We start from the raw sequence: 24497 nt of genomic DNA on the forward strand, positions 1-24497 counted from the left end.
ATTACTCCTTTACACAAGACTATTGTTCATCGTACCATGAATACTGGTTGATGAAAACCCGCTACAGGAGAGAGATCATGTCAAAAAAAATTTTGGTAGTGAACACAGGCGGTACGATTGCCATGTCTGTCGATGACTCAGAAGGCGTAAAGCCATTGGATGATCAAGCAGTCAACAAAATCCTTCCTTTTTTAGAAAAACACGCGGATGTCACCATGAAAAATGTACTCAACCTACCTAGCCCTCATATGACTCCTGCGATCATGAATCAGCTGCGACTCGATATTGAGGAAGCCTTTCACAATGATCACTACGATGGCATTGTCATTACCCATGGGACTGATACGTTGGAAGAGACCGCATACTTTCTCGACTTGACTTTATCGGTTAACGTCCCAATTGTCGTTACCGGAGCCATGCGCAGCAGCAATGAGCTCGGAGCGGACGGCCCTGTTAATCTCATTTCTTCCGTTCGTGCAGCCGCAGATTCCTACAGTTTGAACAAAGGCGTTATCGTTGTGTTTAATGATGAAATTCACGCAGCACGTCACGTAACTAAAACACATACGAGCAATGTCGCTACCTTTCAGTCGCCACAATACGGACCGATTGGAACCATTGCGAAAAAGAGTGTGCAATACCACCATGCTCCATTGGATCGAGAGCATTACGCCATTACCCATGCTGATGCGAATGTACCGCTGATCAAAGCAGTTGCAGGCATGGAGCCCGCTTGGCTGCAGTTTTTATTGGAGCAACACATTGATGGACTGGTCGTAGAGGCGTTTGGATTAGGAAATCTTCCTCCCGCTATCATCCCTACCCTGCAGCAACTACTCGACAAAGGCATACCCATCGTGCTCGTCTCCCGGTGCTACAATGGCCAGGTACAGGATATCTATGACTATGAAGGTGGAGGCCGCAAACTAAAAGAGATGGGCATCATCTTCTCCAATGGCTTGAATGGGCAAAAGGCTCGTCTCAAGTTAATTGTAACGCTGCAAAAAACACGGGATTTCAACGAGCTGCAGCAGTTGTTCGACCAGTAATTAAATGACTACAACCTCCTGGCTCTTCAGGAGGTTTTTTTTGTTTAATGAACTGTACGTTGCTGTTGTGGTGGGGCGGAAACAGGAGAAAATACTCAGCTTCTAGGGCCACCCCCTGTGGGATTGACTGCCCGCCTCCATGCAAAAAGCGAAACCGCGGCCAAAGTGGTCCTCTCAGGATGTGCCTCAGAGGTGGCCGCTTAAGGGCGTGTTTCGCTTTTTCCATTCCGTCTCGGTCGGTGTCCCTAAGATCTTCGCTTATTTCTCCTGTTTCCTCTACAAGCTTTCCGTGTTTAACCGAGTTTTAAGTGCCTTAAAAGAATGAAGATTGTCACCGGTTACGCCAGAGAAGAATATTTCCAGACGTAGCGACTTGTGGAGTCCTACCAAGCGGAGAAGGGATTTGCGGGCAAAAGAAACGCAACGTGCCCATACTACGAAGCGGCTACCACTTTTGCCGTTTCCCGCAAATCCCTTCGGAGCGGGCAGTCTCACCCCCTAGCAGGACGGAGCCTGGAGCCTAGACTGGAAATATTCTTCTCTCCACTAAAGCCACATCACAAACGCCAATAAAAAAAGGCCCCGCCAAAACGGCGAAGCCATGTTTTCTCAATATATGGAGGGTTGTTTGGAAAATTATACCCAACCGCGGAAGCGAGAAGCTTCTGCCATTTTGCGGGCACCAACCATGTAAGCAGACAGACGCATATCAATACGACGAGTTTGCGACATGTTGTATACATTTTCAAACGAACGAACCATTACTTTTTCCAACTTCTCTTCTACTTCTTCTTCAGACCAGTAGTAGCCTTGGTTGTTTTGTACCCACTCGAAGTAGGAAACAGTCACACCACCGGCACTTGCCAGTACGTCTGGAACCAGAAGAATTCCACGCTCAGTCAAAATCTTGGTCGCTTCCAAAGTAGTTGGGCCATTTGCCGCTTCTACTACGATTGACGCCTTGATGTTGTGAGCATTTGCAGCTGTGATTTGGTTTTCAATCGCTGCCGGAACCAAAATATCGCATTCCAGTTCCAAAAGCTCTTTGTTGGAAATCGTGTTGTTGAACAGTTTTGTAACTGTACCAAAGGAATCACGACGATCCAGCAAGTAGTCAATATCCAAACCGTTCGGATCATGCAGGGCACCGTAAGCATCAGAGATACCTACAACTTTAGCACCTGCGTCATGCATGAATTTTGCCAAGTAGCTACCAGCGTTACCAAAGCCTTGTACAACTACGCGAGCACCTTTTACGTCGATGTTGCGACGTTTCGCTGCTTCACGGATGCAAATCGTTACACCTTTTGCAGTAGCTGTTTCGCGGCCATGGGATCCACCCAGCGCAATTGGTTTACCCGTAATGAAACCAGGCGAGTCAAATTCACGGATACGGCTATATTCGTCCATCATCCACGCCATGATCTGTGAGTTCGTAAAGACGTCCGGAGCTGGAATATCTTTAGTAGGGCCCACAAGCTGGCTGATTGCGCGAACGTAACCGCGGCTCAGTCTTTCCAGTTCGCGGAAGGACATTTCACGCGGGTCGCAAATGATACCGCCTTTACCACCACCATATGGCAGGTCGACGATACCTGCTTTGAGGCTCATCCAGATAGAAAGTGCTTTAACTTCATCCTCAGTAACTTCCGGGTGGAAACGAATGCCCCCCTTGGTCGGACCTACTGCATCGTTGTGCTGTGCACGATAGCCCGTAAATACCTTTACTTCGCCATTATCCATGCGAACCGGAATACGTACAGTCAAAACGCGTAGCGGTTCCTTCAAGAGTTCAAACATCGATTCTTGGTAACCTAGTTTCTCCAGTGCTTCCTTGATCACCGTTTGAGTTGAATGGAGCAAGTTCAATGATTCTTGCTTTTCTTTCCCTTCGGTGCTTTCGGTTACCACGTCTTGATTACCCATTACTTACCACCTCAAAAATGTTTTCGGTCAATGCCGCCTTTAGTATACACGCTTGTATCATTTATGAGAAGCTTAAAAATGTTTTTTTTCCATTTCGAAAACGTTTTCGTGCCTTGTTTTGCATAATCATTCAATTATTTACCATCCATTTTGAAATCGCTTTTACAGACTGCATTTTTCACAAACAGCTTCAAATGCACGTCCAGTCATGCTTGTATTGTCCCCAAACTTGTTTCTTTCATTACAGGAATAGTGAATTTATGCCATAATGGAAACAGTAATGGTGGAAGTTTATTCATGGAGGTGTTTTTATGAAAAAAAAGTCTATTTTGTTTGTTTTTGCCCATCCCGATGACGAAACGTTTGCTTGTGGGATTTCCATTTCCAAATATAGTGAAACGAAAATGGCCAGCACTCATCTCTTGTGTGCAACAAAAGGGCAAGCAGGAAAAGCTGGTGAACCACCGTTATGCTCACCCGAAGAGCTCCCCCGCTTTCGCGAGCAAGAGCTTCGCGACGCTTGTGCCATACTCGGGTTCGATCAGGTAGACGTCTGGGAATATCAGGATAAGTTCCTAAACTCAGTGCCTGTAGATGAGCTCGTTACTCGTATCCATCAGGCCATTCACCAGATCCAACCGGAAATCGTCGTCACGTTTGCACCGCATGGCATCTCCGGACATCCTGACCATTTGGCGATTAGTCATGCTACCACCCAGGCTGTCCTCTCTTTAGGCCCAGATATGAGTGTGCGAAAGCTTTATTACGCAACTCGCTCGTCCGAAGAAGGATTTGGTACAATAAAGCCTCCCTTTACGGATCCAATCGAGAGCATTACGACGATCATTCACGCCCCCGAATACATGCAAAAAGTCGCAGATGCCTTGCGGGCGCACAGAACACAGCACCTATCAGTAGAACGCGTTTTCCCAGGGGTAACAAAAGGCGAGCACCATTCTGTTCCGCCAAACAATCATTACATCTTGGCTTGGCACAGCCTTCCGAACTATACCATTCAAGGTAAAGAGGCTGATTTTTTTGACGGCCTAGCATAATCTGTACAGACAGCAACAGCACCTAGTTGGTTGACTAGGTGCTGTTTTATATTCCCAGACATTTCGTTCCGATTACGTGAAATGCCTGCATATTTCTTTTACAGCATCGTCGGCAACGATCACTTTCCCGTATTCTTCCAACACATAAATCGTTATCGGCGTCGCTTCTCCGTACTCAGAGAGGATCGCAATTAACTTGTGATAACGCTCCTGATCCAAGTCGACTTCCTCCAGCACCAGATGATATTTCCCCTGGTAGAAGTAGGCAGCTCCGCCATTGGTCAAAAGGGCGTTAATGCGATGGGCAGCTTCAACCATATGCTCAAAGTCCCGGAAGGCATACATGATCAGATCGCTTTCTTCCAACGTGACCTCTAGCTCGTATACATCATCGTCTTCGAATTCTTCTTCTTTTCCGTCCTTTGAGCCCGTCTTGCCACGCGTTACGATTACGACCATTCCCTGAGCTGGCAAGGCGAACACTTCAACTGCAACAGGCCCTGATACCTCAAACCCTAATTCGTGATAAGCCTGTTCCATCATGTCGTTGAACAGTTCATGAACTTTAGGAATGTCACGCCACATGTCTTCTTTTTCTATCCCGCGCTCTGTGAGGTCGTCAAAAGTTAAAAAGATTCGTATTTTATCTTGACCAAGGCGTTCAACACGCATGACTGTCCCTCCTCGCCATCCAGTCGTACTACAAAATATGATGGTAAGCCTGTAAGAGTTCTCCACATTCTCCGGCGAATACCTGTTGGCATTCATCCATTTTTTGATGGACTGGAAAATAAGGGGTAGTCCTATCATATCACATTTAGTTACTGGAACAAAAGCTACCATGACACCTACGCAGCATTCGCCTATCGATGTCGAATCCACTCACGAAAAAAGAAACTTTGTTGTTGCCTGTCATTTCCTGCGCTTTCCCAGGAAAAGTTCCCCCTCATGGTTCTTCTTCTGTATTTATATTTGGCTCTGCTAGTTCGGGTTCCTTCTCATTCATAAAGGTTTGTACATGAAAAAACGCCCAGAATCAGGCGTTTTTCTACTTCTCATATTCACGTAGCCGCTTTTGAATCCAAATGGCCGCCTGTGTTCCATCCCCCATGGCAATCGACACTTGCTGAGAATGCTGATTGATATCGCCGACAGCCCATAGGTTGGGATGATCGGTTTCTTTTGTTCGCGGATTCGTATGAATGTGGCCTTTTTCATGAATTTGCACGGAAAAACCACGCAAAAGCTCTGTTAAAGCATGAGCACCAGGAAAGGCAAGAAACGCTCTTTCTGCAGACAAGCGTTCACCTGAAGAGAGCTCGATTTCTTGCAATTGCCCCGACGTATGATGAAGGGCACATACTTTTTCCTCCCGATACATAATCCCTCGCTGACTTAGTCCAGAGACAGCCTGCGTATCCACCTGCACTTTTGCATGGTTAATCACGGTTAACTTGTTTGTATAATAAATAAGTTCATCGGCCATCGAAACAGCGTGTGGGCCCGCTCCAATGATTGCCGTGTCTTTCTCAACGGTTTCATAGCCGTCACAGTCGGGACACAAGAAAATTGATATTCCTACACAATCGGAGAAGCCAGGGATCGTTGGAAACGGATCGCGAATGCCGGATGCCAATACCAGCGTTCGCGAAGTAAGCGTATGTATGCCACTTTTCGTACCTATCGTAAATAAGCCGCTTGAATCAGTAGCAAGCTTTGTTACCTCATCTGTTATCAAGATTGCGCCGTATTTTTGCGCTTGCTCCCTGCCCGCTTGACGCAAAAAATCGCCACTAACCCCCTCCGAAAATCCGAGAATGTTTCGGTAGGCTTTGGCGACTGTTGATCGACCACCCGGCATGTCAATGACTGCAACGCGTCGAAGGCATCTTGCTAGTTGGATTGCGGTTTGAAGCCCCGCAATCCCGCCGCCGACAATGACGGTATCATACTCCACTTGCATCCACCTGCTTATCCTTTTCCCGATAGCATTGCCAGTGGAGCACGATCTCATTACTGAACGAGGGGAACCCAGACAATTTTTCCTTCAACGAGCCCTGCTTCTGAATGAAGTCTGTTATATTTTGCGATTCGTCCTACGTTCGAATTATTTCCATAGTACTTTCGTGACAGCATAAACAACGTTTCACCCTTCTTCACCACATGCTTGACGACCTTCGATTTTGTTGTAGGCGGTGTTGAAGCTTGTTTTCCCGGTATAGCTACTTTGCTAGTAGAAGTACTCGCGATCTGGTTTGCCTTGTTTACAGGTGTACCAGTCGAAGTTTGAGCTGGGACTGGGCTTACAGCAGGTGTCTGTACGCTTGTGGTCGCCTTCACTGCAGGCTCAATTGATTTTGATTTGATCGTTTTCACCTTGGCAGGTGGGGTGGTCACGCTTGCACTGGGATCAGGCGTAGCATCTAGAACGACAGATACAGGCTCCTTTTCCCCTGCCTTGCTTCCTTGCGAAGTGGTACTCGCTTTACTAACATCTTTCACTTCAACACTACCAGAAGCTGCTGACTCGTGTGGGACATTGGCCCTGTACAACTCAAGACCAATCAACCCGAAAAAGACGAGTCCAAACAAGTATAATCCCGGTTGAATCCACTTTTTAAACGAGAACGACGCTTTAGGGCGAGTATGACGGGAGCGTCGGGGTGGTAATGGATTATGCTCGAGATTCACTCTTCCTCCCCCTTTTTCTTGATCGTATTTTGTAAATAAAATGCTAACATGACGTCAATAAGGATATGAGCCACAATCGAGGGCCAAAGGGACTGAAAGTGGGAAAACAAGAGTCCCAAGATCCAGCTTGTACCAAATACACTTATGATCATGAGCGGCTTTTTCAAATAACGTACGTGGATCAGTGTAAAAATAAGACTGCTCCAAAAATTCCCGGTAAGAGATTGAATGACTCCCCGGAATAGCCATTCCTCTCCCACTCCTACTATCATACAGACGAGAATCGTAGTGGATGGTAACATGGTCCCAAAAACTTTCTCATTGATACTGCCATCATCTTGCCATCGCTTAGGCAAGTAACGATCCATCGCCATACTCGCGGTGATAATACCTCCGGCTACAAACACGGCCCACAGTACGGCGTTCCAGCCTGGCAAAGTAAACAAGGACAGAGTAGCATCCCAGCCCAACACCAATAAGCTACCGGCAGCAGCCACTCCCATCACGATTCCTTGTGTCAACCATAGATTCAGCCGAAGCGTGGCTTCATCCACCTCTAGCCGATCTTCCCTCACTCGATGTTTCTCTCCTTTATTTGTTCGGCAAAAGAGTGTCTAACGCCTGCCGCAAATTCCATTTGATTTGTTCATTCTTTGCGATTGTATGGTCATTCGTTTGGAAATACGCATCCGTAGTTAGGCCACATTTCTTACAGCAATATAGATCAAATTGATGATCATTTTCTTTGAAATACGTATTGATGCTCGCACGCAAACAGTTTTCTCCTCTTACGTAAGACACCATTTCTGCCAGCTTTTTTTGCTTAAAGCTTCTTCTTTTTTCCGTTTCCTGCCAAATGATTTGAGCCTTCGGATACGATTCACCCGCAGCGGCAGCTTCGTAGGAGGCCAGCACTCTTTCCGTATAAAAGGCAAGAAGTGCACCCATTTCTTCGGATATGTCCACCATCGCCAATGCCTCGTTCGTCAAGGGTACTCCGGTATTGCACAACTGCTCGTATTTTTGAACTTGCGCTTGTGTCGGGTACTCTTTCTCCAGCATGTGTTGATGAATCTGCCAATCGTCCCACGAAAATAAAAGCAGCGCATACCCAGGCTTGCCGTCACGGCCGATCCGCCCGATTTCTTGTGCGTATGCCTCCAAACTGGCTGGCATTTGGTAATGGATGACGTAGCGAATATCTGGTTTGTCGATCCCCATACCAAACGCATTAGTTGCAATAATAACATCCAACTCGCCCGCGAGAAATTGGGATTGGATCAGCATTCTCTCCATGCTGTTCATCCCCCCGTGGTAACCGTGAACGCGTTTTTTCCCATCGAGTTGATAAGAGGCTGCCAATACATCTACCGCTTGTCGTGTGCTGCAGTAAACGATCCCAGGGCCCTGCAAACGATCCATCTGATCAATTACATACGAACGCCTGTCAATTTCCTCCGCAACTTCAACCAGATCATAGGCGATATTCGCCCGATTAAGGGATTGCAACACGACGTCTTCTTTTTCAATGGAAAACAAGCTGCAAATTTCTTCACGAACAGTCGCCGTAGCGGTAGCCGTCACAGCCAGAACGGGAGGGGCTCCCAACTGTTTCACGACTTGTGGCAATCGCAAGTAATCTGTGCGAAAGTCATGTCCCCATTGCGAGATGCAATGCGCTTCATCAATGGCGATCAAAGACACCCTCGTCCGCTTTAACACTTGTTGGACATAGGGCTGTTGAAGCTTTTCTGGAGAAATATACAACAGCTTGAACGCGCCTTCTGCGAGCCCTTTTAAAATTTCGCGGGACTCTGTCGGATCTTGCATGCTGTTCAAATAGGTAGCTGGAATTTTTTTTCGTGCTCGAAGCTGTTGCACCTGATCAACCATCAAGGAGATTAACGGGGAAACCACGACGGTCAGACCCGGCAAAAGCATTGCTGGAAGCTGATACGTCACTGATTTCCCGCCACCTGTTGCTAATAACCCGAGAACGCTTCGTCCAGACAATACACGTTCAATAATGGACTCCTGACCGGGACGGAATGAGTCGTATCCAAAATGCAGCTTTAATCTGTCGTGCATGAGCTGTTGGTTCATTTTGCCCCCCTTGTCGCTCGTGCCAGTGCCAATCGGATTTGCAAATACGTCACTGTTGCTTCCAATTGATCCTTGATGAGCCGGAGTCTGCTTGTATCGAGTCGCTCACTCGTCTCCACGATCTCTTTTGCCAACTCATTCGGTAAATACGTTGTCATATCCCATTCCGGACAGCGTAAGGCAATCTCTACCAAATGATCTTCTATCGTACTTTCTTTCATTTGTCGTTTCTTCGCTATTTCTTTTTTGTCACTGCCAGTCTGAAGAAGGGCATACGTTCGAGCAGCACTTTCGGTTAGACGTGGATCAAGCTTGTGCGATTCTGTAACAAGTTTTGATAAAAGAGGATAATGATTGCTCTCTGCAAGCAGCGTCTGAATCGACGCGGCAAGTCCGTATCGAAACTGCAGCATGAGATAGCTACGACTCGTTTGGCGAATCTCTGCTACCTGTCCCAAGGTCTTGCCGACTTGTCCTACTCCTGACAGTTGACAAAATAAAAGCTCCTGAACACCTTCATCCAAGGGCTCCCACAATCGATATAGCTCGTCAGACAATTGCTGCTTCCAAGCAGTTCGCATTGCCCCATCAGCCAATTGGTTTTTTACCCAACGCTGCGCCGTCTTGTCCGAAACGACCGGAATGAAACCGAGATCACCATGATGCATTTGCGAGATCGTCTGCACCATTAGATGAAGCCTACTCCAAAATGGTTCGATTCGCTCCGCCAAATCGGACTGGGTAAAAGGTGCGAACCATACATCAAACCGATATTTTTGGTACGTATGTTTGGCATGCTGCAATCCTGTATCAGAAAAGGTAAATGTCGGCTTCGAATTCGTTCCACCTGCATCAACTGGTAAAATCCAGCCCGCCTGAAATAAAGTTGAAACTATTTTCTCCCAATCCTCTCTTGGAAAACGAGAAAACATCCGATAATACGGATAAAGGGTATACAAATGCACATCTTGCAGTGTCTGATTGGCTTTTCTGCCACGCAGTATGTAGTAGGCTGATTGCAGCGTTCGTTCATTGGCCAGAGGTAACATGGCATTCAAGGCGACCGCACATAAAAGGTCCTGCTCCTCTGCCGCACTGTTCCGACTGTTCATTGGTACTCCTTACATCATTCTATATTTTTCAAAGCTCAAAGTAAGCGAAGTAAACTGCATCATTGGATTTGGAGGATAGTATGACAAAACGATTGAAAAGAACTGAATTTATGATGGCGTACATGATCATCATAACACTTGCATGCACAGTTGGTGGATTTTTTTTCGGGGCCCATTATATGAAGACACAATTGGAGTCGGAACAAGCCGCCGTACTCGAAGCAGAGAAAAAGGAAGCCGAAAAAGAAAAACTGCTGCGTGAGCAAAAGCTGTACAATGAACAGGACTTTATTCGATTTTACTATGCCGTTTATGCACCGCTGCTTGATCTGAAGCAAGCACATTTTGATACGATGGATAAATGGAATCAAATGAACGAAAGTGAACGGACGGATGGCTTGAAGCAGCTCAGCAATTTAGCTGACCAGACAAGGAAAGAGCTGGAGAAAAGTGTTCCCTTGCCAACGTCACCCATGCTGAGACAAGCTCACGCCACTTTTACGAACAGTGTACGGGCGTATTTGGATAGTATGGAGCAGATTCGTTCCGATCAAAATAATGCTACGCCTGCTTCTATTGGAGCTAGCCTGACGCTTTTCCAAAATAATTGGCTAACCGCACAGGAAATGGTCTATCACTCCATCGCGTCTTGGGAATCGGCTTATGTGGTCAAGCAAGCCATGCCGAAACAAGTACCTGGAGCCGTTAACACCGCGCAGTGGAAGCAGTATCCGTTTCACTACCGCACCTATCTCGCAGCTGTGGCCATGTCGGCAAGCAATCAATGGAGCAGCTATAGTCCTGAGGACCTGACTGCAAGACTTGATTTGCTCATCGCGTCTAATGAAGTTCAAGCACTAGGAATCAAGGATTTAGCCGCTGCCGTAAAGATTTTGAACGCGACAGATGCAGTATCTGCGGGAGATTTTAAACGCTTGAACACACAGCTCTACTCCGTGCTGAGGGCACCTGAAATCCCTCTTTATAAGTAGTCGTACATTTTTAGACTGATTCAATCTTGAAATCTTGTCACCAAGAGCATACAATGGTCTATGATAGTGGACGTACCACTTCGGTATGGGAGGTGAAACCACGATGACTACATGGGTAGATAAAGATACTTGTATTGCTTGCGGTGCTTGTGGCGCCACGGCTCCTGACGTCTTTGATTACGACGATGAGGGCCTTGCGTTCAACAAGTTGGATGACAATGCTAACAGCGTTGAAATCCCGGATATCCTGCATGACGATGTTCGTGATGCTGCTGAAGGATGCCCGACCGACTCTATTAAAGTGGAATAGTATTCCATCTATTAATGGAAGAGACCTCTTACGTACTCCGGTATGTAAGAGGTTTTTCATTATGCCCTCCTCTCCTCCACTGAACGAATGATCGACAACTTTCCGTTCTTTCTTTTGTGATTTTTCGGTATGATAAAAGCAACAGCAAAAACCGAACATTAAAGTGCGTTTTTTCCATTTTTTGTGATGTCAATATCTTAATGTTCGTGTTTTGGTCATTTTTGTGGTGTTTCTAGCATATAATTGAGCATTATTCACGAACGATAAGCGATTTAAAATAAATAATGTTCATTTTTTCTTGTTTTTCTTCTTGACGGTGTTATTTTGACGTGATATCGTAAGTACAAATCTTACGAAACACCTTATAAAACAACGGCGTTGACGAAGAAACGCTGTGATCGAGAAATCCCCAGAGAGCCGATGGTTGCTGCGAATCGGCGATTTCTCCCACGGTTAAGCACTTCTGAGCTGCTGCGTTGAAAAGAGGGTTCACCATCCCAGTAGACGCAAACGGTAGATCCGTTATCTCTTTTAGGTCATGTACCTACCAAGGCTCTTTTTTGAGAAAAAAAGAGCGAATGAGGGTGGCACCGCGAAGCAAAGCCTCTCGTCCCTCACTGTTCTGTAATAGGAGCAGTGTGAGAACGGGAGGTTTTTTTGATATGCACATATATAGGAGGAGAAAACCATGTTTGCAGACAAAATGATCTTGAGAATCCCTGGTCCTACCCCCATTCCACCACGTGTTCAAACTGCGATGAGCCAACCGATGATTGGACACCGCAGCGGCAAATTTTCCACTCTCTTCGCCCGTACTGCTGAAAGACTAAAGCCTTACTTTGGCACCAAGCAGGACGTATACATCTTGGCAGGTAGCGGAACGAGCGCGCTGGAGATGGGCGTCGTAAACACGCTCCAACCAGGCGATGAAGCTGCTGTCCTCATCAGCGGTGCATTTGGTGAGCGCTTTGCAAAAATTTGCGAGCGTTACGGTATAGTCGCCCATCGATTAGAAGTGCCTTGGGGAAACGCCGTAACTCCTGAGCTGGTTGAAACATTCTTGCAAAAAAAGCCGCAAGTAAAAGCCGTATTTGCCACCTACTGTGAAACATCCACTGGGGTAGAAAATCCGATTGCTGATTTGGCGAAAGCAATCCGCACACATTCGGACGCCCTCTTCATTGTGGATGCGGTAAGCAACCTCGGTGCGGTTCCATGCGAGATGGACGCTTGGGGTGTCGATATCGTGGTAACCGGCTCGCAAAAAGCTTTCATGCTGCCAACAGGCCTTGCCTTCCTCGCTGCGAGTGAACGCGCATGGCAAGTGATTGAGCAAAACAAATCGCTCGCCTTCTATTTGGACCTGAAAGCATACCGCAAGAGCTTGGCAGAGCAAACAACACCGTATACGCCTGCTGTATCCCTCATCTTCGGTCTCGCCGAAGTATTGGATATGTTGGAGGAAGAAGGCTTGCCAGCTATCGTAAAGCGCCATGAACTGATGAGAGACATGACTCGCGCAGCGATGAAAGCATTAAACATCAAACTCATGGCGGAAGATCAGTATGCATCGACGACCGTAACTTCTTGCGATCCTTCTGGTGTCTTTCATGCAGAAGCTCTCCGCAAAATGTTAACGCAGCAATTTAACATCACGATTGCTGGCGGACAGCAGCACCTGAAAGGCAAGATCTTCCGTATCGGGCACATGGGTTATTGCGAACCATTGGATGTCCTGCAAGTCATTTCTGCCATCGAATTGTCGCTTCACCAAATCGGTGCCCCAGTAGAGCTGGGTGCTGGTGTAAAAGCTGCTCAGGAGGTGCTCATTGCACATGTATAAAGTACTCATTACCGACCCACTAAGCGAATTTGGAATTCAACAGCTCTTGGACGCTTCTGATGTAGAAGTTGTTCGTCAAACAAACCTCTCCCCTGCCGAACTAATCGATGTGATTGGCGACTACGATGCACTCCTCGTACGCAGCCAAACCCAAGTAACAGCAGAAGTACTCGCTGCCGGCAAAAAGCTGAAGGCAGTCGGTCGTGCGGGTGTTGGGGTCGATAACATCGATATCAACGCTGCCACCCAAGCGGGTATTCCAGTCATCAACGCTCCAGACGGTAACACCATCTCTACTGCCGAGCATTCGTTTGCCATGCTGATGGCTGTCGCTCGTAACATCCCTCAAGCTCACAAGAAGCTGGTAGACGGTACATGGGATCGCAAAAGCTTCCAAGGGGTTGAGTTGAACAACAAAGTACTCGGAGTCATCGGGATGGGCCGTATCGGTTCAGAGGTTGCGAAGCGTGCAAAAGCATTTGGCATGACTGTTATGGGCTTCGATCCTTTCATGACCGAGGAACGTGCACAAAAGATGGGCGTAACCAACGCGACTGTTGATGAAATTTGCCGCAAAGCTGATTTCATTACCGTCCATACTCCGCTGACAAAAGAAACCCGCCATATCATCAGCACGCGTGAATTTGCGAAAATGAAAGATGGCGTTCGCTTGATCAACTGCGCTCGCGGGGGAATCATTGACGAGAAGGCTCTCTACGAGGCGATTACCACTGGAAAAGTCGCGGGGGCAGCTCTGGACGTTTTCGAAGAAGAACCACCTGTAGACAACCCTCTTGTTGGTCTGCCACAAGTAGTAACGACTCCACATCTAGGAGCTTCGACTATTGAAGCGCAGGAAAACGTGGCCGTAGACGTATCGGAAGAAATCCTGAAGGTTCTTCGTGACGAGCCATTCAAAAACGCAGTGAATTTGCCTTCGATCCCTGCGCACGTGATGGAAAAAGTTCAACCATACTTTACGTTGGGTGAAAAGCTGGGACATTTCCTTGCCCAAGTGACGGTAGGTTCCATTTCGGAGATTTCGATTAAATATAGCGGTGAGTTGACGGATGTAGACACGTCTCCTTTGACTCGGACAGTCCTCAAAGGCGTGCTGTCTTTCCGTTTGGGCGAGGAAGTCAACTATGTGAACGCCCCGATTCTGGCAAAAGTGCGTGACATCACCGTAACGGAGCAAAAGGCAGCACAAAACAAAGGCTTTACGAACTTACTGACCGTTAGCTTAAAAACAACGCAAGAGACACGCACAGTGTCTGGAACACGACTCAATGGTTATGGTGCGCGTATTGTAAAAATTGACGACTTTGCGATTGACGTAGCGCCTGAGGGCTACCTCCTCTACATTCACCATAATGACCGTCCAGGTGTGATCGGACGTGTCGGCTCTATCTTGGGTGAAAACAGCGTGAACATTGCAACGATGCAGGTAGGACGCCGTGATATCGGTGGAGACGCGATCATGATGCTCTCTGTCGACAAACCATTGACGCCAGAGCTTCTCGATACGATGGGCGAGCTGGCGGAAGTGAAAAGCGTTACACAAATCGAGCTGTAGGTTCTCCTTTTCCTATGAAAAAGACCTGGCCATTTGCCGGGTCTTTTTCTTTACCCTTATTTTGGTTAGAGCTATAATGGGACAAGATAATTCTACACACCTAGGAAGGAGCTTCTTATGACGAACCAGGCATTATTCGCTATTGCTATCTTTTTAGTTACCTATGCATTTATTATTAGCGAAAAGTTACATCGAACCATCGTCGCCATGTCGGGCGGAATTCTCATGGTCTTGTTCGGGATCGTTACACAGGAACAAGCAATTCACCATATCGACTTTAACACGCTCGGCCTACTTATTGGGATGATGATCTTGGTTGCCATTACGGCGCAAACCGGCGTTTTCAAGTATGTGGCCATCCGTGCGGCAAAGGTCGCAAAGGGCAAACCGATTCGCATCCTCGTCTACCTGAGCTTGATCACGGCCGTTGCCTCCGCCTTTTTGGACAACGTTACCACTGTACTTCTCATCGTACCTGTGACGTTTAGCATCGCCCGCCAGCTCGAGCTTAATCCGATACCTTTTTTAATCAGTGAAATTATCGCTTCTAATGCCGGAGGAACAGCTACATTGATCGGTGACCCACCGAATATCATGATTGGCAGTTCTGTACCTGAGCTTGATTTTATGAAGTTTCTTGTGAATTTGAGCCCAATTATCATCGTCATTATGGCTGTAACCGTTGTTTGCTTGGTCTTGATTTACCGCAAGCAGTTAGTAACGTCACCTGAGTTGAGTGCAAAAATCATGCAGTTAAATGAGCGCGATGAAATTACCGACAGCCGTTTATTGAAAAAGTCTTTGACGGTGATGGGATTGACCATTATTGGTTTCATGCTCCATGGGGCCCTTCACTTGGAGTCGGCAACCATCGCTTTAACTGGAGCTTTTCTTTTGCTCCTCCTTACCGGAGAGCATTATTTAGAAGACGCGATCAGCAAAGTCGAGTGGAATACGATTTTCTTCTTCATCGGTCTGTTTGTTCTCGTCTCTGGTTTAGTGGAAACAGGCGTGATCAAAAAGCTCGCAACGGAAGCAATGAATCTGACGGGTGGAGATCCATTGAACACCTCCCTGTTGATCCTCTGGTTGAGTGCGATCGCCTCTGCCTTTGTTGACAATATCCCATTCGTCGCCACCATGATTCCGATGATCAAGGAAATGGGAGCCCTCGGGATCACCAACCTGGAGCCTCTTTGGTGGAGCCTTGCACTCGGGGCGTGTTTAGGAGGAAACGGTACCTTGATTGGAGCGAGTGCCAACGTGATTGTAGCTGGCTTGGCCTCAAAGGAAGGCTATCATATCGGCTTTTTCAGCTTTATGAAGGTCGCCTTTCCGTTGATGATTATCTCTATCATGATTGCTCATCTCTACGTTTACCTGCGTTATTTTATTTGGTGAGGAGGAATCCATTTGTTCCATTACACCTATGATGAAAAGGAAATCGAGATAAAGGAAGTTGTTTCTGAGCAGGGCGTATCTTTCCAGATCATCGTCAAAACCGAATCAATGCGAGAGCGTGTGAAAGAAGTTCGCCGTTATTTTGAAGGGAACAAAGACTATACGGATGTCATGTTTTTTTCTCGTGAAGACGGTTCTTTTGAAGTAATCGTTAGGACGGACATGATTGAATCCTTTTTGATTGACGCCTTTCGCTTCAAATGCTTGCAATCGATTTGTTGGGAATAAAAAAACTCCGCCGTATGTAGAAACGGCGGAGTTTTTTTTATCTACAGAATGGACAGGATATCGCGAACATCATCCAGAATAAAATCTGCTTTTTCCTCTTCAAACTTGCTGCGCGCGTCTTGACCAGACAGTCCAGTCAATGTCGCTGCAAACTTGCAACCGATGGAGCGAGCCGCTAGAAAATCTGCGAGTGAATCGCCGACGATCAATACCTCTTCTCCATTTTCGATTGGCAATGAAAAATGGACAGCATCGCTAATCGGTGCATCGAGTCCGAGCAACCCTTTTACATAGGAATAAGGGTGTGGCTTGGACATCGGCGCAAAGCTAGGAAATGCTTCTTCCGCATCGAGTACGTGAGAGGCAGTTACGACGCGGTTCGGGTCGAACCATTCCAGTATGTTCATCTCACTGAGGGGAACATGCGTCTCGATGGTAGGGCGCCCTGTTCCAATCCCCAGTGTGTATCCTTTTTCTTTTAACGTGCGGAACAACTCGACCATTTCTGCTGGCGGTACAATCGGAATCTCGTCTGACAAGAAGCCCTTCTTGCCCGGCTGCATGGTTTCACGGCCAATTGATGCCGCCACACGCTCATCACCGAGATACCATTCTTGAAACGTCTTTTGAATCAACTGCCATAGATCACTATTGCGAGAGAACATATCTGTTGAAACACCGCAACGCTCTTTTGCAATTTGATTCAAGTAGAGCAACATTTCTGCTTTTTGTGCGGAACCTTTGGCAAAATCAGCGGTGAACGCTGCGTAGTCTACTTGGAAATCAGGAGCATAAGTGGCTGCCCACTCTTTCACTTTTGCTAGTTGCGGTCGATCAATTTGTTCGCTGAGAAGGCTCGTTGCTTCTGGCACTTGCGTTTTAACCGCTTCAATTATACGAATCAACTGATAGGAAAACGCGAGGAAAACCATGTCCCAGTTGGAGTTGATTCCACGTGACTTGATGAAATTCAGCACTTCATCATGAGCGAAAACTTGCTCGCGAACTCGTCTGATTTGCGCTTCTTCTGGAGCTGGTGTGAATTCCTCCCCTGCAAGCCCCACATACTGCGGACTGTACAAAAATTCCCACACTGTCAATGCAGAAGCATCAAAGTAACGCTCTTCACTCAACATAACCCCATCAACATCAAATAAGATCGTTTTGATCATTTCTCTCTACACTCCTATTTGTTTTTATGCAGCATCATGGCGATTGTAAAAGTCGTTCCCTCACCCAGTTTACTTTGCACACTGATGGTGCCCCCGTGTGCCTCGACAAGGTTTTTCGCGATGGCTAGTCCAAGACCAGTTCCACCTAGTCGTCCACGTGTACGAGCCTTGTCTGCTTTATAGAATCGCTCAAAAACAAACGGCAAATCTTCTTGCGGAATGCCACTGCCTGTATCGCTTATCTCAACCAGCAACGTTTTATCTCCGCGAGCACGAATGGTGACGCTTCCTCCACTTGGCGTATGTCGCAGTGCGTTATCGATCAAGTTCGTTAGCACTTGCTCCATGCGATCAGGATCCATGAGCACATGCGTATGCGTCGTCGATATTTCGAGGAAGAGATGGATTTCGCGTTCTCTCGCCAAATTGGTGAATTTACGTTGAATGCGCTCCAAATACGGACGCAGTTCCATCGTCTCCTGGAACAATTCAACATGCCCCGCTTCCATCCGTGCCAAGCTGAGCAATTCATTCACCAGCTTGGTCATACGCGCTGACTCGTCATAGATGATCTGCGCCAATTCTTTATGCTCTTCCGGTGTAGCCACGATATCGTCCACAATCGCTTCACTGTACCCTTGCAGCATGGATAGAGGTGTTCGCAGCTCATGGGATACGTTAGCCACAAAATCATTACGCATTTTATCTAGCTTTCGTTCCTGCGTGATGTCCCGAAGAACTGCGACAGCTCCACGGATTTGATCCCGATCATTCAAAGGTACCATGACAACGGACCAGATCCGCCCTTGAACAGGGATATCCTCTGTCACTTCCTGTCCCGTTTGCAAAACCTGCTGATAGAATGAGAACAGCGGCACCGGCTCATCCAAATGCTCGAAATCCCAATCTCGCAAAAATCGTTCTGCTGGCGGATTCGTTACGGCCAGCTTGCCGTTCGCATCTATCATCACAACACCATCTACCATGCTTCTAAGGACACTCGCCAGCTGCTCCTTCTCTTTGGACAGGGCATCGACTAACTGATTGAGCTTGCTTGCCATCGTGTTAAACGAAGCCGCCAGTTCACCTGTTTCGTCCTGGGTCCTAATCGGGATTTCAGCATGAAAGTCCCCTTCCGCTATGCGATGCGCCGTTTCTTTCATCTGACGTAATGGAATCGTAAGACGCGATGAGAGGAAAAAGGCGAATACAGTGGTAGAGACGAATCCGATGACGCCAACCACAAAGATTAAAAATCTGACTTCACTAACCGTATCATCAAAATCTTCAATCGCCTGATACATGACCACTGCGCCCGTTTTCCCTGCTGCCATTTCTAAAGGCACAGCGACCGCAAGCATTTCATGCTTGTTGTTCGTGTGATCAGCGGAATTCTCCACATTAATATAAATCGTTTTGGGAGCAGGATGCTTACCTGCCAGCGCATCAGGCAAACGCAAAGCAGGATTTTGGAGCAATTGCTCTACTGGAATACGAGGGAGCCCAGCCCCTTCGCTCATACCGACTTGCTTACCTTTTTCATCGAGAATGACCATGCCTGTATGATGGACCAAGCCAAACCTGGAAGCCATCTCCATAGCTGCTGTCATATCCGGACTCTGCGCCAAACCGATTGCGATGCCATCTGCCAGATCGTGCAAATTCTTGGACTGCCGATTGCTATAAAAGCTGTCAAAGGATTGAACGAGCAACAAACTGAAGATCGTCAAGACGAGAGCAAATAAGGCAATAATGGTCATCCATAGCTTTCCGACTACACTGCGAAAAATAACGTCCACTTTACTTAGGCACCTCTAGTTTGTATCCGACGCCCCAAACCGTGGCGATCATATTGGCAGCTTGCGGAGAAACACGGTTCAATTTTTCGCGGAGACGCTTGATATGCGTGTCCACCGTGCGCAAATCGCCAAAGAACTCGTAGTGCCACACATCTTTTAACAATTCTTCACGCGTAAACACTTTATCCGGCGACAATGCCAGGTAGTGCAACAGCTCATACTCTTTTGGAGTCAGGCTCACCTCTTGGCCACTTGCGATGACTTTGTGTGCATCGTGGTCAATGGTCAATTCCGGGAAAACAAGGACAGAATGACTGTTGAATGTCTCTGTCTTCAAATAAGCTGTCGCGGAAGATCGACGCAGAATCGCTTTTACCCGGTACATGACCTCCCGCGGGCTGAACGGTTTCACGACATAATCGTCTACCCCTGCCTCAAACCCGTGAACGCGGTTCGTTTCTTCCCCTTTTGCTGTCAACATAATAATTGGGGTTGCCTTGAATTCACGAACACGCTGGCATACCTCGATCCCGTCCATTCCTGGCAGCATCAGGTCGAGCAAAATGATATCATAGTCACTTCCCACAGCCATTTCGACTGCTTGTTCTCCATTATCTGCTTCATCAATCAGGAAGTTTTCTCTTTCCAAGTACATTTTCAGAAGTCTGCGAATGCGCTCTTCATCATCCACTACGAGAATACGTGCCATTTTTTCCATCTGAAACACCTCTTGCTCTCATAATATCGTAAAACCGTTAGAAGATAGTCCAAAAAGCTGGTGGTAAAACCAGCTTTTCGAGGAAATTTTACACCCCAGCGTAGGAGTGTAAACCAGCAATGACCAAGTTGACCACGACCAGTGTAATCAAAATAATGACAAACCCGATGACGGACATCCATGCGGATTTTGCACCGATCCATCCTCTGGATAGACGCAAGTGCAAGTAGGCACTGTAGAAGAGCCAGACAATTAATGCCCATACTTCCTTCGGGTCCCAGCCCCAGAATCGTCCCCATGCCTCTTCTGCCCAAATCATGGCAAAGATTAGGGCCCCGAGGGTAAACACCGGATATCCGATACTGATTGCTCGATAACTGATCTCGTCCAGAAGTTCAGGATCAACACTCTCAACGGAAGGCTTGATAGCAGCCCCTAATCGTTTTCGGAAAATCAAGCGCAATCCGCCATATAGAATTCCCCCTGTAAGGACTGACCACAGCATCGTGTTCAATTTACGTGCAGCGTCTTTTCCTTCCATCCAGGTAGGTGCCTCAAAGAGTGGTGAAATTGGACCTTCCTTGATGATGGTTGCATCAGCAGGTGCAACAATTGCAGGGAGAATGTACTCCACTTTCGGTTTTACCATCTGTCCTGCTGCATTCATTTCTTCTTTCTTCATCTCAAATACCGTCTTTTGATCCATCCGAGCAAAAGAAGAATCCATCAAAATGAAACCAACGAGCATCAAGACCACAGCTAGCACGATCTCCAACCATTTCGTACTTTTCGTCGAAATATGCTGCGGAACGGTACGGATCAAATACATCAGACCCGCTGCAAAACCAACTGCCAAAATCCCTTCACCCAGTGCAGCAGTCGTCACGTGAATATGCAGCCAGTAGCTCTGCAAAGACGGAATCAATGGAGTGATTTCCTTCGGGAACACGTACGAGTACGCGAGCATGATAACCCCAAGCGGAAGGACGAACGCTCCAATCGAGGTCAGCTTGTAGATCCGGTAAATAATTAAGTAGGCCAGGATAATACAGTAATCCAAGAATGCCATAAACTCAAACATGTTACTCGTCGGGCTATGGCCGCCGGCAATCCAGCGAGCCATCACATACCCTGTTTGCGCCACAAAACCGATAACGGCTAACCAATACGCAATTCGTCCATAGCGATCCTCATGTTGTTTGGGATCCCGCCCTGCCCAGTTTTTACCCGTCACGGCTACAGCGAAGACGATAGACGAGATGACGTAGAGCAGAAACGCGACATCCAGTAACCAGTCACTCAGTTGAATGAGCTGCACGTTGTTTGTACCCCCTTTGAAGCTTTAGGCCTTGGCCTTCGTTTTATCTTCTATCGTGACAGGGAGCTCCGCTAGTTTAACCAGCCCATCTACTTCTCGGCGAAGACCGAACCAGTTTTTATTCGTGTGAGCTGCTACCAAGATACTTCCCTCTTGCGTCTGTACCCAAACCCTACGATGTTGCCAGAACATACCGATCACAACGCCCGCAAGGAAAATGAATGAACCTAAATAAATCAGTGGCAATGCTTTGTCCACCCGTACATTCAGCCCTGCAATATCGATTAAATCAGGCATTTTGATGTCGAGTCCGTAACGCGTATCATTTTTCTGTGTAAGAATGGTTCCTTCTAGATAAACCAGTTTTTCGTTATAATTGCCATTCTCTCCAATGAATTCCAATGCCACCATCGGATTTTTAGGCAAATTGGTTTTCGTCGCCGGCTTCCCGTCTTTTCCCATTATAAAATCGGGGAAGTAATCCAAAATCCGTACCGTAAACCCATCCGCAATGGTTTGCTCGGGCTGTGGATTGTACAGATCAATTTTGATAAGACCGATCTCTTTTTTATTGTTTTTCAAATCGACCACTGTAAAATTAAGCGCTCCAAGCTGCATCTCTTGCACGCCACTCTGATAAATGTAGAGGCTGTCCTGCTGCATCGGATGATTCACGACGATCGGCCCCTTCTGTACTTCTACCAAATCCGGCTTTTTCCCTGGAACGTCAGCGCTTTTATTTTCATACAAAATGGCCTCTGTCTGGTAGCTCTTCACAATAGCTCCGCCCTTAAGCTCCAGTTGCTCCGGCATTTCTTCTTCCGACCAATACTCTGTCGTGTAGTTCTCGTTTTTTATGTAGTAAGGGGTATTCGGAATCGCCATTGTTTGTCCCTCACGCACCCAAACGTACTCGTCCAAGTAAAAGCCAGGCAGGCTTCGCATCAGGGTACCGACCAAAAACAAGATCAGTCCAATGTGATTAATGTAAGGACCCCAACGGCTAAAACGGCCTTTTTCAGCCATAATCGCCCGTTCCGTGCGGAAAATGCGGTATCCTTTTTCTTTCAATGCCAGAGCGGAGGCGTCCAGTATCGCTTCCTGATTGGCTTCTGGAGCAAGCTCACCCTCTGCAAAAAGCTTTTGTCCTTTCAAAAAGGACTTGTGCTGGTTCAATCGTGGCTTCTTTAGCGCTTTATACAGTGGTACTACGCGGTCCAGACTACAGATAACCAAAGACGTACCGAGCATTACCAGAAGCGTCACAAACCACCAGGACGAGTACATATTGTGAAATCCAAGTCCGTAGAAAATCGTTCCCAGCGTTCCATATGTTTCCGTATAAAAACGGGCAACATCTGCTTCAGTCGGTACGGGAACTGGTATGTACATTTGTTGTGGAAAGATGGTTCCGACTGCGGACGCCACCAAAATGACAATAATGATACCGATTGCAATTTTGACCGAAGAAAAAAAGTTCCAGACTCGATCGATTACCTTCGTCTTATTCGTTTGAGAACGTCTTGCCATTCCTTCATAACGCATGTCAGGAAACGATGTCTGCTCGTGGACTTCCACATTCAAAGGCTTCCCGCAAGACTCACAGAGCAGCGTCCCAACCGGGTTGGTATGACCGCATTCGCATTTTCTCTGATCCATCATTGCTCCTCACTTACGGCAAGATTTTTGTTATTTTCGACTCAATCATCGCTTCATCTAACTGCCCGATAAAAATTTCTTGCACTTCTCCATCTGGGTCGATGAAAAAGGTCGTAGGAATCGGACCGATTCGATACAGCTTGGTAATTTGCGATTGGCGATCGAGCAAAATAGGGAAGTCAATCCCGAACTGCTTCACGAATGGTTCTACGGCAACTGGCGATTCTCCGATATTGACGCCGACTACAACCAATCCCTTGTCTTTAAACTTCGTGTATTGCTCTTGCAATGCCGGCATTTCTTCCTTACAGGGTTCACACCACGTGCCCCAGAAATTAAGGATAACGCCCTTTCCTTTCAAACTTTCCAGAGTCAGCTCTGGTCCATTCAGCTGCTCCAAACTAAAATTCGGAGCATCGCTTCCTACTTTCACAGCACCGGGGTCCTTCACAAAGCTGGAATAGAGTGCAAAGACCAGCGCTACAAGCAAAACACCCAATACCGCGATCCTGACATATGTACGATTGCTTTTGTTCATGAGGCCATACTCCCATCTACTGCTAATAAATTGCATCCTTTTCCCATTCTATTATAGCGTTCCTAGTTTTTCCGACAGCGCACAACTTATGAACAGATTTTGAACGAATCAATGTTTCTACCGCGGGCTGCGTTTCTTTTGAACCAATCCCCGCTTCAAGCTCTCCACTTCCTCATGAGTAAGCTTGCGAAATTCGCCCGGCTTTAGTCCATCTAATGTGAGAAATCCTAAACGGATTCGCTCCAATGTCAACACCGGATGACCGATCGCTTCACACATTCTGCGCACTTGGCGGTTTCGTCCTTCATGTATAGTCAGTTCTACCAATGCCTTTTGGCTGTTAGACTCTGTCTTCAACAATTTGGACTGACCGGGAGAAGTCATGCCGTCTTCCAAACGAATGCCGGTTGCTAGCTTGCGCACTTTTTCCTGACTAGGGATTCCCTTTACCCATGCCCGATACACTTTATCGATTTCATAGCTTGGATGTGCTAACCTGTTGGCTAGCTCCCCGTCGTTTGTCAAGAGCAGCAAGCCAGAAGTATCGTAATCCAAGCGACCTACTGGATATACCCGTTCTTTAATTCCCTTCAACAGATCGATCACTACCCGTCTGCCGCGCGGGTCTGTGACGCTCGTAATGACACCAGTAGGCTTGTACAGCAAGAGATAGACATGTTGCTCCAGCCTAACCTGCTGTCCATTCACCACAATTTTATCTTTGAGCGGATCGACTTTTATTCCCTGCTCTCGTACGACTTGGCCATTTACCTGCACCTTGCCTTGCGCAATCAATTCTTCACAATGGCGACGAGAGGCGACTCCAGCATGCGCCAATACTTTCTGTAAACGTTCCATCGTTGGTTCACCTCTACAACATCATACCCATTCTTACTAGTGTGGACAAGAAAAAGGGAAAAACTTCCCCATATCCATGAGGAAGTTTT

General features: G+C 47.1%; 22 protein-coding genes and 1 other annotated feature. Of the genes, 8 read left to right on the top strand and 14 right to left on the bottom strand.

The window, feature by feature from the left end:
* Window positions 1–77: 77 nt before the first annotated feature.
* Complete coding sequence (locus HPY27_RS08090) at window positions 78–1049, top strand: asparaginase (protein ID WP_174224754.1); 972 nt, start codon at window positions 78–80, stop codon at window positions 1047–1049.
* A 636-nt stretch (window positions 1050–1685) separates the two neighbouring features.
* Here HPY27_RS08090 and HPY27_RS08095 read toward each other — a convergent pair.
* Window positions 1686–2975, bottom strand: coding sequence for a Glu/Leu/Phe/Val family dehydrogenase (locus tag HPY27_RS08095; RefSeq protein ID WP_017248085.1), 1290 nt, complete (start codon window positions 2973–2975; stop codon window positions 1686–1688).
* Window positions 2976–3286: 311 nt separating this feature from the next.
* Between HPY27_RS08095 and HPY27_RS08100 the strand changes: the two genes are divergently transcribed.
* On the top strand, window positions 3287–4030 hold the full coding sequence (locus HPY27_RS08100) for a PIG-L deacetylase family protein (RefSeq protein ID WP_174224755.1): 744 nt from the start codon (window positions 3287–3289) through the stop codon (window positions 4028–4030).
* 72 nt (window positions 4031–4102) lie between these two features.
* On the opposite strand, the gene HPY27_RS08105 is transcribed toward HPY27_RS08100, so the two are convergent.
* The 6 genes from HPY27_RS08105 to HPY27_RS08130 all read right to left on the bottom strand — a co-directional run bounded on the left by HPY27_RS08105 (window position 4103) and on the right by HPY27_RS08130 (window position 9936).
* Window positions 4103–4702: a genetic competence negative regulator gene (locus HPY27_RS08105; protein ID WP_174224756.1), complete on the bottom strand. Its 600-nt coding sequence runs from the start codon at window positions 4700–4702 to the stop codon at window positions 4103–4105.
* A gap of 376 nt (window positions 4703–5078) precedes the next feature.
* The gene (locus HPY27_RS08110) at window positions 5079–5993 is read right to left on the bottom strand and encodes an NAD(P)/FAD-dependent oxidoreductase (RefSeq protein ID WP_174224757.1); all 915 of its coding nucleotides are present in this window, start codon (window positions 5991–5993) and stop codon (window positions 5079–5081) included.
* A 50-nt stretch (window positions 5994–6043) separates the two neighbouring features.
* Window positions 6044–6721: a LysM peptidoglycan-binding domain-containing protein gene (locus HPY27_RS30345; protein ID WP_173621593.1), complete on the bottom strand. Its 678-nt coding sequence runs from the start codon at window positions 6719–6721 to the stop codon at window positions 6044–6046.
* Window positions 6718–7296: a CPBP family intramembrane glutamic endopeptidase gene (locus HPY27_RS08120; protein ID WP_174224758.1), complete on the bottom strand. Its 579-nt coding sequence runs from the start codon at window positions 7294–7296 to the stop codon at window positions 6718–6720. The genes HPY27_RS30345 and HPY27_RS08120 overlap by 4 nt, the downstream gene beginning before the upstream one ends.
* A 16-nt stretch (window positions 7297–7312) precedes the next feature.
* Window positions 7313–8824, bottom strand: coding sequence for a RecQ family ATP-dependent DNA helicase (locus tag HPY27_RS08125; protein WP_174224759.1), 1512 nt, complete (start codon window positions 8822–8824; stop codon window positions 7313–7315).
* Complete coding sequence (locus HPY27_RS08130; protein ID WP_017248078.1) at window positions 8821–9936, bottom strand: YpbB family protein; 1116 nt, start codon at window positions 9934–9936, stop codon at window positions 8821–8823. Before HPY27_RS08130 ends, HPY27_RS08125 begins: the two co-directional genes overlap by 4 nt.
* Before the next feature lie 80 nt (window positions 9937–10016).
* Between HPY27_RS08130 and HPY27_RS08135 the strand changes: the two genes are divergently transcribed.
* From HPY27_RS08135 to HPY27_RS08160, 6 genes are all read left to right on the top strand, one after another.
* Window positions 10017–10928 (top strand): hypothetical protein, encoded by a 912-nt coding sequence (locus tag HPY27_RS08135; protein ID WP_017248077.1) that lies wholly within the window; start codon window positions 10017–10019, stop codon window positions 10926–10928.
* Window positions 10929–11031: 103 nt separating this feature from the next.
* The gene (locus HPY27_RS08140) at window positions 11032–11238 is read left to right on the top strand and encodes a ferredoxin (protein WP_007724004.1); all 207 of its coding nucleotides are present in this window, start codon (window positions 11032–11034) and stop codon (window positions 11236–11238) included.
* A 369-nt stretch (window positions 11239–11607) separates the two neighbouring features.
* Window positions 11608–11856 (top strand) — a binding site (T-box leader).
* A gap of 70 nt (window positions 11857–11926) precedes the next feature.
* Window positions 11927–13081, top strand: a complete 1155-nt coding sequence (locus tag HPY27_RS08145) for a pyridoxal-phosphate-dependent aminotransferase family protein (RefSeq protein ID WP_174224760.1) — start codon at window positions 11927–11929, stop codon at window positions 13079–13081.
* Window positions 13074–14657 (top strand): phosphoglycerate dehydrogenase, encoded by a 1584-nt coding sequence (gene serA / locus HPY27_RS08150; RefSeq protein WP_173621590.1) that lies wholly within the window; start codon window positions 13074–13076, stop codon window positions 14655–14657. The genes HPY27_RS08145 and serA overlap by 8 nt, the downstream gene beginning before the upstream one ends.
* A gap of 117 nt (window positions 14658–14774) precedes the next feature.
* On the top strand, window positions 14775–16058 hold the full coding sequence (locus HPY27_RS08155; RefSeq protein WP_017248074.1) for an ArsB/NhaD family transporter: 1284 nt from the start codon (window positions 14775–14777) through the stop codon (window positions 16056–16058).
* Window positions 16059–16070: 12 nt separating this feature from the next.
* Window positions 16071–16346, top strand: coding sequence for a hypothetical protein (locus HPY27_RS08160; RefSeq protein WP_026043038.1), 276 nt, complete (start codon window positions 16071–16073; stop codon window positions 16344–16346).
* Between the two features lie 41 nt (window positions 16347–16387).
* On the opposite strand, the gene HPY27_RS08165 is transcribed toward HPY27_RS08160, so the two are convergent.
* From HPY27_RS08165 to HPY27_RS08195, 7 genes are all read right to left on the bottom strand, one after another.
* A complete protein-coding gene (locus HPY27_RS08165) occupies window positions 16388–17518 on the bottom strand; it encodes an HAD family hydrolase (protein ID WP_173621589.1) in 1131 nt (376 codons plus the stop codon).
* A 14-nt stretch (window positions 17519–17532) separates the two neighbouring features.
* Complete coding sequence (locus HPY27_RS08170; RefSeq protein WP_069844671.1) at window positions 17533–19317, bottom strand: ATP-binding protein; 1785 nt, start codon at window positions 19315–19317, stop codon at window positions 17533–17535.
* A 1-nt stretch (window position 19318) separates the two neighbouring features.
* Window positions 19319–20035, bottom strand: coding sequence for a response regulator transcription factor (locus HPY27_RS08175; protein ID WP_012686105.1), 717 nt, complete (start codon window positions 20033–20035; stop codon window positions 19319–19321).
* An 88-nt stretch (window positions 20036–20123) separates the two neighbouring features.
* Complete coding sequence (ccsB, locus tag HPY27_RS08180) at window positions 20124–21353, bottom strand: c-type cytochrome biogenesis protein CcsB (RefSeq protein WP_174224761.1); 1230 nt, start codon at window positions 21351–21353, stop codon at window positions 20124–20126.
* A gap of 24 nt (window positions 21354–21377) precedes the next feature.
* Window positions 21378–23012 (bottom strand): cytochrome c biogenesis protein ResB, encoded by a 1635-nt coding sequence (gene resB, locus HPY27_RS08185; protein WP_174224891.1) that lies wholly within the window; start codon window positions 23010–23012, stop codon window positions 21378–21380.
* Window positions 23013–23025: 13 nt separating this feature from the next.
* On the bottom strand, window positions 23026–23550 hold the full coding sequence (resA, locus tag HPY27_RS08190; RefSeq protein WP_017248069.1) for a thiol-disulfide oxidoreductase ResA: 525 nt from the start codon (window positions 23548–23550) through the stop codon (window positions 23026–23028).
* A gap of 117 nt (window positions 23551–23667) precedes the next feature.
* Entirely contained in the window at window positions 23668–24408 is a 741-nt protein-coding gene (locus HPY27_RS08195) for a pseudouridine synthase (RefSeq protein WP_026043037.1), read from the bottom strand.
* Window positions 24409–24497 lie beyond the last annotated feature (89 nt).

The sequence above is a fragment of the Brevibacillus sp. HB1.1 genome, assembly GCF_013332445.1.
In the GTDB taxonomy this organism is placed as follows: Bacteria; Bacillota; Bacilli; order Brevibacillales; family Brevibacillaceae; genus Brevibacillus; species Brevibacillus porteri.

Bases quoted from the DNA above. Each gene is read 5' to 3' on its own strand.
- HPY27_RS08110 (WP_174224757.1), bottom strand. From the start codon at position 5,993: ATGCAAGTGGAGTATGATACCGTCATTGTCGGCGGCGGGATTGCGGGG.
- HPY27_RS08130 (WP_017248078.1), bottom strand. From the start codon at position 9,936: ATGAACAGTCGGAACAGTGCGGCAGAGGAGCAGGACCTTTTATGTGCG.
- HPY27_RS08195 (WP_026043037.1), bottom strand. From the start codon at position 24,408: ATGGAACGTTTACAGAAAGTATTGGCGCATGCTGGAGTCGCCTCTCGT.
- HPY27_RS08105 (WP_174224756.1), bottom strand. From the start codon at position 4,702: ATGCGTGTTGAACGCCTTGGTCAAGATAAAATACGAATCTTTTTAACT.
- HPY27_RS08140 (WP_007724004.1), top strand. From the start codon at position 11,032: ATGACTACATGGGTAGATAAAGATACTTGTATTGCTTGCGGTGCTTGT.
- HPY27_RS08125 (WP_174224759.1), bottom strand. From the start codon at position 8,824: ATGAACCAACAGCTCATGCACGACAGATTAAAGCTGCATTTTGGATAC.
- HPY27_RS08090 (WP_174224754.1), top strand. From the start codon at position 78: ATGTCAAAAAAAATTTTGGTAGTGAACACAGGCGGTACGATTGCCATG.
- serA (WP_173621590.1), top strand. From the start codon at position 13,074: ATGTATAAAGTACTCATTACCGACCCACTAAGCGAATTTGGAATTCAA.
- HPY27_RS08135 (WP_017248077.1), top strand. From the start codon at position 10,017: ATGACAAAACGATTGAAAAGAACTGAATTTATGATGGCGTACATGATC.
- resA (WP_017248069.1), bottom strand. From the start codon at position 23,550: ATGAACAAAAGCAATCGTACATATGTCAGGATCGCGGTATTGGGTGTT.
- resB (WP_174224891.1), bottom strand. From the start codon at position 23,012: ATGGATCAGAGAAAATGCGAATGCGGTCATACCAACCCGGTTGGGACG.
- HPY27_RS08175 (WP_012686105.1), bottom strand. From the start codon at position 20,035: ATGGAAAAAATGGCACGTATTCTCGTAGTGGATGATGAAGAGCGCATT.
- HPY27_RS08095 (WP_017248085.1), bottom strand. From the start codon at position 2,975: ATGGGTAATCAAGACGTGGTAACCGAAAGCACCGAAGGGAAAGAAAAG.
- HPY27_RS08165 (WP_173621589.1), bottom strand. From the start codon at position 17,518: ATGATCAAAACGATCTTATTTGATGTTGATGGGGTTATGTTGAGTGAA.
- HPY27_RS08145 (WP_174224760.1), top strand. From the start codon at position 11,927: ATGTTTGCAGACAAAATGATCTTGAGAATCCCTGGTCCTACCCCCATT.
- HPY27_RS08155 (WP_017248074.1), top strand. From the start codon at position 14,775: ATGACGAACCAGGCATTATTCGCTATTGCTATCTTTTTAGTTACCTAT.
- HPY27_RS08100 (WP_174224755.1), top strand. From the start codon at position 3,287: ATGAAAAAAAAGTCTATTTTGTTTGTTTTTGCCCATCCCGATGACGAA.